General features: G+C 66.7%; 11 protein-coding genes. All 11 read right to left on the bottom strand.

The window, feature by feature from the left end; all coding sequences use genetic code 11:
- Nucleotides 1-8 precede the first annotated feature (8 nt).
- The 11 genes from BMY22_RS02720 to atpE all read right to left on the bottom strand — a co-directional run bounded on the left by BMY22_RS02720 (nucleotide 9) and on the right by atpE (nucleotide 14,512).
- Nucleotides 9-1,031, bottom strand: coding sequence for a hypothetical protein (locus BMY22_RS02720; protein WP_090619352.1), 1,023 nt, complete (start codon nucleotides 1,029-1,031; stop codon nucleotides 9-11).
- Nucleotides 1,032-1,034: 3 nt separating this feature from the next.
- Nucleotides 1,035-3,755: a putative virulence factor gene (locus tag BMY22_RS02715; protein ID WP_090619351.1), complete on the bottom strand. Its 2,721-nt coding sequence runs from the start codon at nucleotides 3,753-3,755 to the stop codon at nucleotides 1,035-1,037.
- Nucleotides 3,752-6,730: a virulence factor SrfB gene (locus BMY22_RS02710; RefSeq protein ID WP_090619349.1), complete on the bottom strand. Its 2,979-nt coding sequence runs from the start codon at nucleotides 6,728-6,730 to the stop codon at nucleotides 3,752-3,754. The genes BMY22_RS02715 and BMY22_RS02710 overlap by 4 nt, the downstream gene beginning before the upstream one ends.
- Before the next feature lie 15 nt (nucleotides 6,731-6,745).
- Complete coding sequence (locus BMY22_RS02705; RefSeq protein ID WP_090619347.1) at nucleotides 6,746-8,179, bottom strand: SrfA family protein; 1,434 nt, start codon at nucleotides 8,177-8,179, stop codon at nucleotides 6,746-6,748.
- A gap of 593 nt (nucleotides 8,180-8,772) precedes the next feature.
- Nucleotides 8,773-9,201 carry a F0F1 ATP synthase subunit epsilon gene (locus BMY22_RS02700; RefSeq protein ID WP_090619346.1) on the bottom strand — a complete coding sequence of 143 codons (429 nt, stop codon included), beginning with the start codon at nucleotides 9,199-9,201 and terminating at the stop codon, nucleotides 8,773-8,775.
- Nucleotides 9,202-9,278: 77 nt separating this feature from the next.
- Nucleotides 9,279-10,655 (bottom strand): F0F1 ATP synthase subunit beta, encoded by a 1,377-nt coding sequence (atpD, locus tag BMY22_RS02695; RefSeq protein ID WP_090619344.1) that lies wholly within the window; start codon nucleotides 10,653-10,655, stop codon nucleotides 9,279-9,281.
- Between the two features lie 31 nt (nucleotides 10,656-10,686).
- Complete coding sequence (atpG, locus tag BMY22_RS02690) at nucleotides 10,687-11,553, bottom strand: F0F1 ATP synthase subunit gamma (RefSeq protein WP_090619343.1); 867 nt, start codon at nucleotides 11,551-11,553, stop codon at nucleotides 10,687-10,689.
- A 50-nt stretch (nucleotides 11,554-11,603) separates the two neighbouring features.
- A complete protein-coding gene (gene atpA, locus BMY22_RS02685; RefSeq protein WP_090619341.1) occupies nucleotides 11,604-13,148 on the bottom strand; it encodes a F0F1 ATP synthase subunit alpha in 1,545 nt (514 codons plus the stop codon).
- 15 nt (nucleotides 13,149-13,163) lie between these two features.
- Nucleotides 13,164-13,700 carry a F0F1 ATP synthase subunit delta gene (locus tag BMY22_RS02680; protein ID WP_090619339.1) on the bottom strand — a complete coding sequence of 179 codons (537 nt, stop codon included), beginning with the start codon at nucleotides 13,698-13,700 and terminating at the stop codon, nucleotides 13,164-13,166.
- Between the two features lie 12 nt (nucleotides 13,701-13,712).
- The gene (locus BMY22_RS02675; protein WP_090619338.1) at nucleotides 13,713-14,183 is read right to left on the bottom strand and encodes a F0F1 ATP synthase subunit B; all 471 of its coding nucleotides are present in this window, start codon (nucleotides 14,181-14,183) and stop codon (nucleotides 13,713-13,715) included.
- 92 nt (nucleotides 14,184-14,275) lie between these two features.
- A complete protein-coding gene (gene atpE, locus BMY22_RS02670) occupies nucleotides 14,276-14,512 on the bottom strand; it encodes a F0F1 ATP synthase subunit C (RefSeq protein ID WP_090619336.1) in 237 nt (78 codons plus the stop codon).
- Nucleotides 14,513-14,524: the final 12 nt, after the last annotated feature.

Raw genomic sequence — 14,524 nt, 5'->3', positions numbered from 1 at the left:
GCGCGGGTTCATGGTTTCAGGGCCTCCAGGCGCTTCTTGGCTTCCGCGTTGCCGGCGTCGTTGGCCAGCGCGATCTCGTACCAGTAGGCCGCGGTCTCGGCATCGGCGGCCTCGACGCAGCCGCCGGCGGCGAAGCTCTGCGGGTCGTACTCGCGGGCGTAGGCCAAGGCGATGGCGGCATCGCCGGCCTGGGCCTTGTGCGCGTAGAGCCGCTGCACCACCCCGCAGCGCTTGGCCTGCTTGGCGGCGGCGATCGTTTCCAGCACCTGGGCGCTGGACGGACTCGACTTCAAGCAGGCCTGGATGAAGGTCAGGTCGTCGCCGCTCTCCGCCAGCGCGCTGGCGGCACAGGCGCCCGCCTCGCCGGCGGCGGCGGCAACGGCCGGCGTTGCAGCCGGGCCCGTGGCCGCCGCCACGGGCGTCTGCGTCTGCGGACGCAGGACGAAGTACCAGTAGCCGGCCAACCCGACGCCGAGCAGCAGCGCCAGCCCGACAACGAACGGCAGCCAGCGGACGGGTTGGCGCGGCTTGGGTGCCGGCACGGCGCGAAACTCTTCGTCGCGCTCGGCGACCAGCGGACTGTCGTCCGGCGCCGGCTCGACGACCTCCACGACCGGCAGCTCCGGTTCGGGCTCCGCTACGACCGGCGGCGCAGGCGGCCGCTCGTCCGGCTGCGGGTGGCCGACCGCCGGCGAGGACAGGAGATTGCCGACGATGCGCAGCACGCCGCCGTCGCTCTGTCCGGCCGCGCGCAGCTGCAGCCGGTAGACCATCTTCGGGTCGCGGACCAGGGGATCGACCAGCCAGGGGCCGACCGCGCCGAACAGCGCCTCGTCGCGGCGCTCCAGGCCGTCGAGGGCGTGCCAGACCGGCAGGCTGTCCCAGCCGCCACCGGCCTCCAGGTAGAGGCTGTCCTGGTTGCGCAGCACGCTCAGCTCAAGGTCCTCGGTGCCGCCCGGCCAGCCGTGCACGGTCAGCTCGCCATGCCCGGGTTGGCCGCCGGCGGCGGCTGTCAGTTCGATTCTCAGCATGCGTCAGTCTGTCCGTGCCGATTGAAAGGTGGCGAGGATCCGCCCCAGCGCTTCGTTCTGTTCGAGGGAGATTTCCCGGCCGGCGCTGTGCCCGGCATTCTCCTCGGCGATCCGCGCCAGGGCCACCAGCCAGTCGCCGACGTAGCGCCGGGTGTAGTCGAGGGGCTGCTCCGCCAGGCGCGGCAGCTGGCCGCGGGCGATCGGCGGCGGCGCCTGGAACAGCTTGGCGCCGCGCTCGATGCGGCTGTCCGGGCGCAGCTCGAGGGGCTGTTCGATGTAGCCCAGCCAGCCGATGAAGTTGCCGAGCACGGTCTTCGCCGTGAGCACCTGGCGCCCGGCGAGCTGCTCGCGCTTGGTGCCGACCTGCTCGGTGCTGACGATGGCCCGCAGCAGGCGCTGCTCCAGGTCGAGCCGGCTGGCGCCGGTGACCAGTTCGTCGACCAGGGCCTCCACCGCCGGCTTGGCGAAGCCCAGGTAGCTCATCAGCCGCACGTCCTCGGGCAGGTGGCGCAGGTGGCCGATCCACTCGCGCAGCACCGCCTGGGCGAAGCGCGCATCGCTGCCGCGGGACTGTCGCGCCGTTCCCGTCGGGCCGGCGGCGAGCGGCTCGTTGTCGCCGAAGGGGTCGAAGGTGTCGTCGCTATCCAGGTCGAGGCCCAGGTTGAGCGCGCTTCCCGGCGGGGTGCCGCCCGGCAGCAGGTGGCTGCCGGCCGCCGGCGGCGGCGCGTCGTCCTCGTCGCCGGCGCGCAGGTAGAGCGCGCGCAGCAGGTCGTCGGGCAGTTGCATGCGCTGCAGGAGTTCGCCGAGCAGGATGCGCCGCGGCCACAGGGTATCGGAGATCTGCTTGGCGATCCGCCGCTTGCGTTCCAGCTCGCCGGCCCCTTCGGCCTGGAACCAGTGGCCGAGGCGGTTTTCCAGCAGGTGCAGGACCGCGTCCAGCTGTTCGCCGATCCGCCCCTGCTTGACCTCGCGCAGGGCGACCTGGCGCAGGTAGCGGCCGATCCGCCCCATGCCGCCGTCGTTCAGCGCCAGCATGGCGTCCCAGGCCTCTTCGGGGTCGCGGATGTGACGCCGGACCGTCTCGTCCTCGCAGAAGGTCTGGCGCATCAGCGCCAGCGGCTCGCGCGCGGGCTCGTGGATGGTCACTTCCTGGCCGTCCTGGAGGTCGAGGAAGGTCACCTTGAGGCGCGGCTTGCGCACCAGGAAGCTGTTGTCGAACGGCCGACCGCCGGCCCAGTCCTGCAGCCAGGCGTACTGGCCGAAGCGCTCGAGCATGGTCATCTTCATCATGCCGCCGCTGCCCCAGCCGAGGCGCAGCAGGTCCTCGCCCTTGTCCAGGTCGCTGCCGACGCGCATGTCGAACATGGTGATCGCCCACAGCAGGCCGGGCTTGCGCCGCGCCCGCTCGGCCGGCGTCTCGCCCTGGGTCTTGTCGATCCAGCGGCTCAGCACCGGGCCGACGCTGGTGACGTCGGACTGCTTGTTGGACGGCGTGCAGACGATCAGCACGTTCATTTCCTGGCTGTCGGTATAACGCTCGAACAGGTAGGCGACCTTGCCGCGCAGGATGAGCTGCGCCACCGGGTTGCTGTCTTCGCTGTTCACCGCGCGGCGCACGTCGTCCAGCGACTCGACGCCGAGCCGGCCGCGATAGCCGGGGAAGTCGAGCAGGTCGACCTCTTCGAACAGGGGCTCGCTGGTCGGCTCGACCAGCGGGAAGACCAGCTCGGCGGTGAGCGCCGCGAGTTGCGCCAGGGTCAGCTCGACCTCGCCGCGCAGCGCGCCGTCCCGCCAGGGGCGCACGGCGATGCGCCGGTCGCTGTCCCGGCCGAGGCGCTCGAGCATGTCCACGTTCATGATGCTGTCGGCCTGGGACAGCCCGCCCTGCGGCGTGGGCCGCACCAGCGCGGTCAGCGGCGCGAAGACCCGCTCGGCGTGGCCGAGGCTGGCCAGGGCGCGGGCGAAGGTCAGGTAGGCGTCGCTGAGTTCGGGAATCTCGCCCCAGAAGATCGAGAACAGCCGGGCGCGGTCCTCCGGCGCCAGGTTCGGCGCCAGCTCGACCGCGGCCGGCCAGTAATAGCCGCCCAGCGCGCCCAGCGAACCCGGAAAGCTGCCCTGCAGGTAGTCCCACAGCGCCACCACGGCGTCCGCGTCGACGCCCGGCACCGGGGACGGCTGACGGCGCCCGTCGAGGTCGCGGAGCAGCTGGCGGATCGCCGTTTCGTCGAGGCGGTAGCGGACCTTTTCGGTGTTGAAGTCGTTGAAGAAGGAGTTGGCCAGGACCTTGGCCAGCTCGATCTCGGCGAACAGCTTGAGTTCCAGCGGGCACTCGGCGGGCCCCGGCCGGGCGGTACGGCTGAAGCGCGTCACCAGGCCGGTGGCCTCCTTGCCGCCGCCCGGCGGGTTGACGTGGGTGAGAAAGTCCAGGCGGTCGCCGCCCAGGTCGGTCTCCAGCTTGCCGTTGACGCCGGCCGCCAGGCTGGAGATCAGGTAGGACTTGCCGGCCTGGGAGAGGCCGAAGAAGCCCACCGTCATCGGCAGCGCGGACACCGCGCCGAGGCGCCGCGCGGTATTGCGCACGCGGCGCAGGCTGAGGATCAGGTCGTCCGCCTCGTTGTCCAGGCGTGGGGCGAAGCGGCGCACCTCGTCGATCCAGCGGATCGCCTCGCCCGCCCCGCTGTGGACGGCGGACCAGCGTTGCGACAGCTGCTCAGGATTAGTCATTTGCGAAATACGCTTCCACTGTCGAGCCAGTATTGGGATTCGCCCAGCCCGGCATCGGGCAGGGTGTTGAGCTTGAGGCGCACATGGGCGCGGCTGACCGAGCCGCTGTCCGACTCCACGCCGAGCAACTCGAAACGCTCGCTGCCCTCGGCCGGGTTGCGCGAGGACTTGATGCCCAGGCGCACCTTGAGCACCAGTCCCTTGGACGCCATTTCCTCGCGCAGTTTCGGGCTTTCGATGCCGAGAATGTACAGGGGCGCGGCCGACCAGCGCTCGCAGGCCAACTGGCGAAAGCCCAGGCGCATGGTGCCGCGCATGTCGAAGGCGGTGTCCGCCAGGCGGTAGTCGGGGTCGTCCAGATCGATGTCTCGATAGTAGACGTTGCTGTCCTTGAGGACGTTGTTGTTGTCGATCAGCCCCAGGTGCCTGAGCGTCGAGTAGGACTTGAAGGCCGCCACGCGGAAGTAGAAGTTCGGCAGGCGCAGGCTGCGGCTCAGCAGGCAGAGCATGGCGCCGACCGCCGCGGTGGTCTTCGGGTCCTCGATGCGGTCGAGCTTGTTGAACGGGTACCAGCCGCCGGTGCGGTACTGGTTGAGCGACAGGATGCGCCCCGGCGGCAGCGGCAGCAGCTCGCGGAACAGCGCCTGCACGCCGGGCAGGCAGGAGGGCCGGCCGGTGAGCAGGAGCACGTCGCAGGGATAGGCGTGCACCACCTCGCAGAGCGCCTGGATGGTCTTGCCGATGCTCATGCGGTCGCCGATGAAGGCCTCGTGGATGCGCCGCAGGCTGACGTCCAGCGGGGTGGCGAGGATGTCGAAGGGCGCGGCCTCGTTGCCCAGCTGGCGGCGCACGGCGCCGGCGACGTAGTCGAGCACGTCCTCGGTGGGGCGCTCGCCGAGCAGTTCGCCGAAGGTGGCGCTGACCCGGCTGCCCGGCTCCAGCGGGTCGTACTGCTCGTAGGCCTTGAGCAGGCGCAGGCCGATGGGGCCGAACACCTGCAGGGTCAGTTGCTGGCGCAGCACGGCCTCCTGCACCGCCAGCGTTTCGCTGCCGATCAGCCGCGACAGCAGCGCCTCGGGCGTGGCGACGCCGGCCCGGGACAGGGCGTCGCGCAGCGCCGGCAGGACGAACTGGCGGATCACGTCGAGCAGGATGTCGTCGCCGGCGACCTTGAAGCCGTCGCGAAAGCGCTGTTCGGGGCTGATGTAGACGTTGCCGCCGACCCCGTCGTCGAGGCGGTATTCGGTGATCACCAGATCCGTGGTGCCGCCGCCGATGTCGATCGAGGCGATGGTCAGGCGATCCCGGTGCGGCTGGTCCGGCCGCGCCATGGCGGCGAAGAATTCCTCCGAGCGTCCGGCGAAGTTGTTCTGGGTCTCGTTGAACAGGTAGACCACCTGCCCGCAGGTGGCCTCGTCCCACTGCACATGGACTTCGGGGAACCAGGGCCAGGCGCTCTCGCGGCTCTTCGGGTCCTTGAGGTCGACGGAATCGTCCTCGGGATGCCAGCCGAGGCTCTTCCAGACCAGGCCGATGGCCTGCTCCATGCACTTGGCGAAGATCTCGCGTTCCGGCTTGGGCATCGACGGCGGCACGGTGAGGATGATCGAGCGCAGGTGGCGCGGCACCCGCGAGTGGCTCATGCGCAGGCGCTGCGAGGGGCTGTTGATCTGCATCAGCGCCTGGCCGAGGACCTCGGAGAGCATGAAGGTCATCAGCGAGCTGCGCGAATAGTGCGGATGGAACACCGGCATGCGCTCGTCGAACGGCAGGCTGTAGAGCGCCTGGCCCTTCTCGTTGATCAGCCCGGCCACCGGCGCGGCGGTGGCGTGCGGTTCGCTCTCGGTGCGCAGCGCGGCGCAGTTGAAGCGCCAGCCCGGCTCGTAGCCGTCCTCGTCCCACAGGTAGCGCTTGGGACTCGACAGCCCGGTCGAGCCCTCGGTGCCGCGCCGGCGCCCGGCCAGGCGCCCGGCCTCGCGGCCGACGCGGGCGATGGTCGGCCAGAGGAAGGCCTCGCGGCGGCCGCTCTGCACCGAGAAGTGGTCCTTGCCGAACATCGCCTGGGCGAACTCGACGCGGCTCTCGAAGGGCTCCGGATAGACCTGCTCGGGCCGGGTCAGGTCGCGCAGCTCCAGTTCGTAGCGCTTGCTCAGGCCGTCGTTCTCCTGCGGATGGTCCTCGATCAGGATGCCGCAGGTGCGCGAGTTGCCGACGTCCAGCACCATGTCCACCGGGATCGCCTTGTGCACGTCGCTGTCGCGGTTGGAGACCACCTTGAGTTCCGGCACCGGCAGGTGCGTGCCGAGCAGGTGCAACAGGTTGAGGTAGTGCGCCTGGTGGTGGAGCTGCTCGCACTCGGCCTGGATGTCGTCGGGCTGCATGCGCAGCGGCGGCAGCCGCGCCTGCTCGGCGAACACCTCGCGCAGCCAGCCGTCGACCCAGCCGAGGTCGAGGAACCAGCCCATTTCGTCGGCCCGGTGGGCCAGCGCGAAGCTGGCGCCGGCGCGGACGTCGTCGCGGGTCGGCGCCAGGTAGGTGGTGGCCTCGCGGCTGTCGAAGACCTTGGTGTCGAAGGCGAAGGTGATGCGGTGGGTGTTGCCGTCCGGGTCCTCGCCCTCGCCGAGTTCGACGATGCGCACCCGCGACCAGTTGCTCGGGCCGTCGTCGAAACGCCGCGGCGGGCTGCAGCGAAAGAACGGCAGGGGCAGCCAGAGCCCCTTGAGCAGGCGCAGCGAGTCCTCGACGGCCACGGCGAAAGCGGGCGTCACCGCCCTGCCGGGCTCGGCCGGATGGTGGAAGGCGTTGCTGCGCGGATCGAACAGCAGGCGAACCAGCGGGCCGTCGCTGCGCGGCCGGACGAATTCGCCGGCCGGCTCGCGGCGCAGTTCCAGTTTGACGGCGAAATCCAGGAACTGGATGCCGCTGCCCATGATCAGGGTGATCCTGTCTTCGTAATCGGTCTTTTCCGGAAACATGCTGCTGTGCTCGCCTCAGTGGCCGCCCTGGCGGATCGACATGGGGAATTGCTGATCGCCGTAATGGCCGGTGCAGTCCGCCGCGCTGCGCGCATCCGGCTTGCAGGTCACCTCCGGCAGACGATAGCGGCTGCCGTCGCTGCAGGCCGCCTGTCCCTGGCTGGCGATCGACAGGTTGCCGCCCTGCATCGAGGCGTTCACCGCGCCCGAGCATTGCACGCCGTCGTCGCGGCGGATACTGACCCGCCCCTTGCCGTCCTTGAAGTCGTAGCCCAGTTGCAAAGGCTTGCCGGTCTTGGCGTCCTGGATGCCGGCGCCGGCCTGCCAGTTGCCGTCGAGGAAGCCGGTCGAACCGCTGCTGCGCGCCTCGGGCGGGATGCTCATGGGTTTGGCGGCGTCCCCTTTCTTGGACGGTTCATCCTGCTGCCCCTCCTGGCCCTCCGGATTTTTTTCGTCGAGTTGTGGCGGAACCGGCGGCTTCGACAGGTCTTCGGGTTTCGGTTCGGGCTGCGTTTCCGGGACGGGCGGTTGCTCCTCCGCCGCGGACTTGTCCAAGGCGGATTGGTCGGCACCGGCCTCGTCCGCCGCGAGATCGCCCGCCGACGCCTCGTCGGCCGGCAGCTCCTCGACGGCCGTGGCTTCGCCCGGTACCGCCACCTCGTCTCCTTCCACCCCGGTCGCATCGACTCCGGCGACACCGGCATTGCCCAGGGTACCTGTCACCCCCACGGCGCCCTCGCGCAGGTGGACATCCGGCGGAGTCTTTTCTTCGGCCGGCAGACCGGGCAGGTCGATCTTGGACAGCTCGAACGGCAGTTCGACGCTCGGCGCGCAGGCACGCATGAGAAACAGCAGCAACAGCAGGAGCAACGGCAGCAGCAACCACAGCCAGCGCCGCCAGCGGGATTTTTCGGCGACGACAGGTGCCGCCGGCGGTGGCAACGCCGCGACGGCCGCGGTCGGCCCGGCCGCCTGCAGACAGGACAGCGGATCGGGTAGCTGGGGGGCCTCGTGCTGGGTGAATCCCCAGAAGGTGATCACCGGCTTGCCGTCCACCAAATAGACGTGGTTGGCATCGGGGAACTGCAGGGCCTTTTCCAGAAGGCGGCCGAAGACCTGCTTTTCCCGGTTCTGCGCATCGTTGCGCATGCTTTCGCCGGTGGCGCGCAGCTGGGCCTGCATCGCCTCGAGCTGGGCATGGGCCTGCACGCGCTCCTCCGGAGTGGCGGCCGACCAGGGCACCACGTCGCCGTCGACCGGTGCGTACCAATCGATGCGGTCGCCGGTTTCGTTGGACTGCGGGATCGCCAGGCAGTCGGCCGCTTCGCGGCGCATCTTCAGGCGGATGGCTTCGCGCAGTTGCAGCGCCACGCCATGGACCGGCTGGCCGTCGACGCCCAGAGCCCTGAATTCCCGCAGCGTACCCGTACGAAGCAATGCACCTGGCATTCTGGTTATCCTTTTTCCCGGCCGCTCGGTGGAGTTCCGGCCTTGTTGAACGATGTCGACGCTTCCGACGCAGACCCATCCATCGGGCAGGCTTGCTTGCCACGGCTCCGCCTTGTCGCGAAGCTTCCGAGCAAGCCCCCGAGCAAGTCCGTTGCGTGGACGCAGCGAATGGACCCGGCGTTTCGAGGTCGGCCAGCGACTCCCGCAGCCCGGAGCGGGCCGAGCGACGGACCCGGGCGAATCGACACGCCTGTCGCCTGGAAAGCGTGCAGCATCGCTCATTTTCGCCCGGCCGCCACCGTGGAAGCAAACCCGCCCGCCCCACTCCGGACAAGCCCTGCCTGCCCTGAAGAGGGACGAAAAATCGGGATGCGCGAGCGTCTGGATAATGGAGGTCGGCGGAAACGCCGGATCGGTCGACTCTTCGACAACGGAATGCCCGGACCGTGCGAACCCCGCCCGGTCGGAGCGGGACGGCCGCGCGCCGGGAACCCGGCGGCCTGCGGATCGTCGGCCAAGCGCCCCGCCGGAGGGGCCAAGAAAAAAGGGTAGCCTTGGCTACCCTTTCGTCGTCGTGCGAAGCGGTGTCGAACTCAGTGGCGGCCGTACTTCTTGCGCAGCTCGCTGACGGTGCGCAGCTGAGCGGCAGCCTCTGCCAGACGAGCGGAAGCGGAACTGTAGTCGAACTCCGCCCCCTTCTCGCTGAGCGCCTTCTGGGCGGCCTTGACGGCTTCCTGAGCGGCGACCTCGTCCAGATCCTTGGCACGGGTCGCGGTATCGGCGAGGACTTTCACCATGTTCGGCTGCACTTCGAGGAAGCCGCCGGAGATGTAGAAGATTTCCTCGTCGCCGCCCTGCTTGATCACACGCACCGGACCGGGCTTGAGATCGGTCAGCAGCGGCGCGTGACCCGGGAGGATGCCCACATCGCCCATGTGGGCGTGGGCGATGACCATTTCCACCAGGCCCGAGAACAGCTCTTCTTCCGCGCTGACGACGTCGCAATGGACTGACATAGCCATATTCATGCCTCGGTTAGCAGGCGGCGCCACCGAAGTGGCGACCGCCTGGTCGAGCGCCCGCGAGCGGGCGCGCCAGGTTACAGTTTCTTGGCCTTCTCGATGGCTTCGTCGATGCCGCCCACCATGTAGAACGCCTGCTCCGGCAGATGGTCGTAGTCGCCCTTGAGGATGCCGGCGAAGCCGCGGATGGTTTCCTTCAGCGACACGTACTTGCCCGGAGAACCGGTGAAGACTTCGGCCACGAAGAACGGCTGGGACAGGAAGCGCTGGATCTTACGGGCACGGGACACCAGCTGCTTGTCGGCTTCGGACAGTTCGTCCATGCCGAGGATCGCGATGATGTCCTTCAGCTCCTTGTAGCGCTGCAGCACGTACTGCACACCGCGGGCGGTGTCGTAGTGCTCCTGGCCGATCACCAGCGGATCCAGCTGACGGGAGGTGGAGTCCAGCGGATCGACGGCCGGGTAGATACCCAGGGAGGCGATGTCGCGGGACAGTACCACGGTGGCGTCGAGGTGGGCGAAGGTGGTCGCCGGGCTCGGGTCGGTCAGGTCGTCCGCGGGAACGTAGACGGCCTGCACGGAGGTGATCGAGCCGGTCTTGGTGGAGGTGATGCGCTCCTGCAGAACGCCCATTTCCTCGGCCAGAGTCGGCTGGTAACCCACCGCGGACGGCATACGACCCAGCAGCGCGGACACTTCGGTACCGGCCAGGGTGTAACGGTAGATGTTGTCGACGAACAGCAGCACGTCGCGGCCTTCGTCGCGGAACTTCTCGGCCATGGTCAGACCGGTCAGGGCCACGCGCAGACGGTTGCCCGGCGGCTCGTTCATCTGGCCGTAGACCAGGGCCACCTTGTCGAGAACGTTGGAGTCCTTCATCTCGTGATAGAAGTCGTTACCTTCACGAGTACGCTCACCCACACCGGCGAACACGGAGTAACCGCTGTGTTCCATGGCGATGTTGCGGATCAGCTCCATCATGTTCACGGTCTTGCCCACGCCGGCGCCGCCGAACAGGCCAACCTTGCCGCCCTTGGCGAACGGGCAGACCAGGTCGATCACCTTGATGCCGGTTTCCAGCAGGTCGTTGCCGCCAGCCTGGTCCGCGTAGGACGGAGCGGCACGGTGGATGGTCCAGCGCTCTTCCTCGCCGATCGGGCCCGCTTCGTCGATCGGGTTACCGAGAACGTCCATGATCCGGCCGAGAGTGGCCGTGCCAACCGGCACGGAGATACCGGCACCGGTGTTGTTCACGTTCAGGCCACGCTTGAGGCCTTCGGTAGAACCCATGGCGATCGAACGAACGATGCCGTCGCCCAGCTGCTGCTGGACTTCCAGGGTGGTGGCCGCGCCTTCGACTTTCAGCGCGTCATAGACATTCGGCACCTGATCGCGCGGGAATTCCACGTCGATAACGGCGCCGATGATTTGAACGATACGTCCGCTACTCATTACTTGGTTCCTCTAACCTTATGAACCGTTCTTAAACCGCGGCAGCGCCGCCGACGATTTCCGAAATTTCCTGGGTGATCGCCGCCTGACGGGCCTTGTTGTAGACCAGCTGCAGATCGCTGATCAGCTCGCCGGCGTTGTCGGTCGCGTTCTTCATCGCGATCATCCGCGCCGCCTGCTCGGCCGCGCCGTTCTCCACCACGGCCTGGTAGACCTGCGACTCGATGTAGCGAACCAGCAGGGCGTCCAGCAGTTGCTGGGCATCGGGTTCGTACAGATAGTCCCAGGTGCCCTTCTGAACGCCTTCCTCGTCGCCGCTTGCGGCCAGCGGCAGCAGCTGCTCGACGGTGGGCTTCTGGGTCATGGTGTTGATGAACTTGTTCGACGCCAGGTACAGACGGTCCACACGGCCTTCGTGGAAGGCATCCAGCATCACTTTGATGCTGCCGATCAGCTTGTTGATCGAGGGCTCTTCACCCAGGTTGCCGATCGCCGCGACCACATTGCCGCCGTAGCTGCGGAAGAAGCTGGCACCCTTGCTGCCAATCACGCAGAAGTCGGCTTCGACGCCCTTGTCGTGCCACTCCTTCATGTTCTTGATCAGGGCCTTGAACAGGTTGACGTTCAGGCCACCGCACAGACCGCGGTCGGTGGAGACGAGGATGTAACCGACGCGCTTGACCGGGCGCTCAACCATGAACGGGTGCTTGTATTCCGGGTTGGCCTTGGCCAGATGGCCGATAACCTGACGGATCCGCTCCGCATAGGGACGGCTGGCAGCCATGCGCATCTGGGCCTTGCGCATCTTGCTGACCGCCACCTTTTCCATGGCGCTGGTGATCTTCTGCGTGCTCTTGATGCTCGCAATCTTGCTGCGAATCTCTTTTGCGCCTGCCATTTGACACCTTTCGGGTTAGCAGGCGGGAGCCTTGCGGCTCCCGCTGCGGCTTACCAGGACTGGGTGGCCTTGAACTTCTCGATGCCAGCCTTGAGGCCTGCGTCGATTTCGTCGTTGAAGTCACCCTTCTCGTTGATCTTCGCCAGCAGATCTGCTTTCTCACGCTGGAAGTAACCGATCAACGCCTGCTCGAAGGCGCCAATTTTGGCCACTGCGACGTCCTGCAGGAAACCGCGCTCGGCGGCGTACAGGGACAGCGACATTTCGGCGATGGACATCGGCGCATACTGCTTCTGCTTCATCAGCTCGGTAACGCGCTGACCATGCTCGAGCTGCTTGCGGGTAGCTTCGTCGAGGTCCGAAGCGAACTGGGCGAAGGCCGCCAGTTCACGGTACTGAGCCAGCGCGGTACGGATGCCGCCGGACAGCTTCTTGACGATCTTGGTCTGGGCCGCACCACCGACGCGAGATACCGAGATACCGGCGTTGACGGCCGGACGGATACCCGAGTTGAACATGGAGGATTCCAGGAAGATCTGACCGTCGGTGATGGAGATCACGTTGGTCGGAACGAAGGCGGACACGTCGCCGGCCTGGGTTTCGATGATCGGCAGTGCAGTCAGCGAGCCGGTCTGGCCCTTCACTTCGCCCTTGGTGAACTGCTCCACATACTCTTCGGAAACGCGGGAAGCGCGCTCCAGCAGACGGCTGTGGAGATAGAACACGTCGCCCGGGTAGGCTTCGCGACCCGGCGGACGGCGCAGCAGCAGGGAGATCTGGCGGTAGGCGACAGCCTGCTTGGACAGGTCGTCGTAGACGATCAGCGCGTCTTCGCCGCGATCACGGAAGTACTCGCCCATGGTGCAACCGGCGTAGGGCGCCAGGTACTGCAGGGCAGCGGATTCGGAAGCGGACGCTGCCACCACGATGGTGTTGGCCAGCGCGCCGTGCTCTTCCAGCTTGCGCACCACGTTGGCGATGGTCGACTGCTTCTGACCGATGGCCACGTAGACGCACTTGATGCCGCTGTTCTTCTGGTTGATGATGGCATCGATAGCCAGTGCGGTCTTGCCGATCTGGCGGTCGCCGATGATCAGCTCGCGCTGGCCGCGGCCAACCGGGATCATCGCGTCGACCGACTTGTAACCGGTCTGCACCGGCTGGTCGACCGACTTACGCCAGATCACGCCCGGCGCCACTTTCTCGACGGCGTCGGTAAGCTTGGCGTTGATCGGACCTTTGCCGTCGATCGGGTTACCCAGAGCATCGACCACGCGACCCAGCAGTTCCGGACCGACCGGAACTTCGAGGATACGGCCGGTGCACTTGGCGCTCATGCCTTCGCTCAGGCCCAGGTAGTTACCTAGGACCACGGCACCGACGGAATCTTGCTCCAGGTTCAGCGCCATGCCATAGACGCCGCCGGGGAACTCGATCATCTCGCCGTACATCACGTCGGCCAGACCATAGATGCGAACGATACCGTCGGAAACGCTGACGACGGTGCCCTCGTTGCGGGCTTGGGCAGTCACATCGGTATTCGCGATGCGCTGCTTGATGATTTCACTAATCTCAGCAGGATTCAGTTGCTGCATGCCATGACCCTCAAATCAGGATTTCAACGATTCGGCCAACTGGCTCAGTTTGCCGCGGACCGAACCGTCGACAACCACGTCGCCGGCACGGATGACCAAGCCGCCGATCAGAGCAGGATTTACGACCTGCCGGGGGTTGACGGAACGATCTAGCCGCTTCGACAGGGCGGCAGCCAAGGTTTCGAGTTGCTCGGCGGAAAGTTCGAAGGCCGTCTCCAGTTCGACGTCGAGCGTTTTTTCGGCTTCCGCCTTGAACGCTTCGAACAACTCGCGCACGGTCGGCAACACGAACAGGCGATCGTGCTCGCCCATGTTGGCGATGAAGTTGCGGAATGCATCGTCGACATCGTCGGCGAACAGACGCAGCACGGCCTCGACCTTGCTTTCGCGGGTCAGGCGCGGGTTGCGCAGCAGTTCGGCGACTTCGGGAGCTTCAACGACAGCGGCAGCCAGGCTCAACATGCCCGACCAAGCGTCGTTGCTGTTGGCCGCGCTGGCATACTCGAAAGCGGCTTTTGCGTAAGGCCGAGCAAGCGTCTGGTTATTGATCATCGCTTGCCTCGCTTAGAGTTGGGAGGCCAGTTTTTCGACCAGCTTGTTGTGTGCCTTGGTATCCACCTTGGATTCCAGGATCTTCTCCGCGCCCAGGATGGCCAGAGCCGCTACCTGAGTGCGCAGTGCGTCCTTGGCACGGTTCACTTCCTGCTCGATCTCGGCCTTGGCCCCGGCGATCAGACGCTCGCCTTCGGCACGTGCCTGCTCCTTGGCCTCTTCGACGATCGCATTGGCCTGCTTGTTGGCCAGCTCGATGATCTCGGCAGCCTGCTCGCGGGTTTCACGGAGAGTATTGGAAACCTTTTCCTGAGCCAGCTTCAGATCCTGCTGCGCACGGCCTGCAGCATCCAGACCCTCGGCGATTTTCTTCTGGCGTTCCTGCATGGCCTGGGTGAGTGGCGGCCAAACGTACTTCATGCAGAACCAGACGAAAATAGCGAAGGCGATCGTTTGACCAAATAGCGTCAAATTCATGTTCACTGCGATTTACCTCGTGCTATCTCGTTCGGCGTACTTGCCATTTCCACAACGAGGGGGCTCGCCGGGCGAACCCCTTCTGAACCGGGAAATGCTCAAGCAGCAGAGGGAGCGACAACGAAGATGAGGTACATCGCGATACCGACGCCGATCATCGGGACGGCGTCGAGCAGGCCTGCCATCAGGAAGGTCTTGGTTTGCAGCTGGGGAGCCAGCTCGGGTTGACGAGCAGTGGATTCCAGCAGCTTGCCACCCAGCAGGGAGAAGCCAATGCCGGTGCCCAGGGCACCCAGACCGATCATGATAGAGGCGGCGACGTAGACGAGTTCCATAACAGCTCCTGA

The organism is Azotobacter beijerinckii, from assembly GCF_900110885.1.
GTDB classification, from domain to species: domain Bacteria; phylum Pseudomonadota; class Gammaproteobacteria; order Pseudomonadales; family Pseudomonadaceae; genus Azotobacter; species Azotobacter beijerinckii.
The sequence above is the reverse complement of the archived record's forward strand: the minus strand, read 5'-3'. Positions and strand labels throughout refer to the sequence as shown.

Bases quoted from the DNA above. Each gene is read 5' to 3' on its own strand.
- atpD (WP_090619344.1), bottom strand. From the start codon at position 10,655: ATGAGTAGCGGACGTATCGTTCAAATCATCGGCGCCGTTATCGACGTG.
- BMY22_RS02680 (WP_090619339.1), bottom strand. From the start codon at position 13,700: ATGATCAATAACCAGACGCTTGCTCGGCCTTACGCAAAAGCCGCTTTC.
- atpA (WP_090619341.1), bottom strand. From the start codon at position 13,148: ATGCAGCAACTGAATCCTGCTGAGATTAGTGAAATCATCAAGCAGCGC.
- BMY22_RS02710 (WP_090619349.1), bottom strand. From the start codon at position 6,730: ATGTTTCCGGAAAAGACCGATTACGAAGACAGGATCACCCTGATCATG.
- atpE (WP_090619336.1), bottom strand. From the start codon at position 14,512: ATGGAACTCGTCTACGTCGCCGCCTCTATCATGATCGGTCTGGGTGCC.
- BMY22_RS02715 (WP_090619351.1), bottom strand. From the start codon at position 3,755: ATGACTAATCCTGAGCAGCTGTCGCAACGCTGGTCCGCCGTCCACAGC.
- BMY22_RS02720 (WP_090619352.1), bottom strand. From the start codon at position 1,031: ATGCTGAGAATCGAACTGACAGCCGCCGCCGGCGGCCAACCCGGGCAT.
- atpG (WP_090619343.1), bottom strand. From the start codon at position 11,553: ATGGCAGGCGCAAAAGAGATTCGCAGCAAGATTGCGAGCATCAAGAGC.
- BMY22_RS02705 (WP_090619347.1), bottom strand. From the start codon at position 8,179: ATGCCAGGTGCATTGCTTCGTACGGGTACGCTGCGGGAATTCAGGGCT.
- BMY22_RS02700 (WP_090619346.1), bottom strand. From the start codon at position 9,201: ATGGCTATGTCAGTCCATTGCGACGTCGTCAGCGCGGAAGAAGAGCTG.